Here is a 691-nt window from a genome sequence, read left to right as displayed (position 1 = left end):
AGATCAAACGGACGAACGAATTGGCGCACCGTTTCTTCCGCCTGCTCCCCGCTAATCTGCACATATTCCACCTGGAAGTCGGCTTCTTCATAAATCCGCTGAACCGCTTCGCCTTTTACCATCTCAAAGCCGCTACGAAGTGTTTCATGACGAGCTACGAGCCCGCAGAACGCTTCTTCAAACCGCTGCCGGTCGAGCTCCCCTTCGAGCAGCATAGCTCCTGGTATGTTGTAGCTCAGCTCGCCTCCTTCCAGCTGGTTCAAGATATAAAGACGTTTCTGAGCGGAAGATAGCGGATAATACTCGCTAGGTTCCGCAGCCGGAATAGCTGTGAACGAGCCGCTCTCCAGCCGCTCCATAGCCACGGCCATTTCCTCAACCGTCGAGTAGCGGAATACGTCGCGAAGCGGGAATTCAATGCCTAGCTCCTTATGCATTTTGCTGACAAGCGTCGTCGCCCGCAGAGAGTGTCCGCCGAGGTCAAAGAAGTTGTCTGTTACACCTACCGCCTTCTCCCGAACAAGCACATCCTGCCAAATGGCGGCCAGCTTCGCCTCCAGTTCGGTGCGCGGCGCCACGTATTCGCGGCCTGCGCTTGCTCCCCCTTCCGGCGCCGGCAGCGCCTTCCGGTCGATTTTCCCGTTCGGCGTCAGAGGCAGGCGCTCAAGCTCCACGAAATACGACGGGATCA

Annotated in this window: 1 protein-coding gene; it reads right to left on the bottom strand. The window is 57.3% G+C overall.

All coding sequences use genetic code 11. The features are described from left to right. On the bottom strand, positions 1 to 691 hold a 691-nt coding region (locus ABN764_RS29570; RefSeq protein ID WP_446673865.1), incomplete at both ends, for a condensation domain-containing protein.

Origin of the sequence: Paenibacillus wuxiensis, from assembly GCF_040195695.1 — a bacterium.
Classification (GTDB): Bacteria; Bacillota; Bacilli; order Paenibacillales; family Paenibacillaceae; genus Paenibacillus_B; species Paenibacillus_B suaedae.
This window is presented reverse-complemented; position numbering and strand designations above follow the sequence as displayed.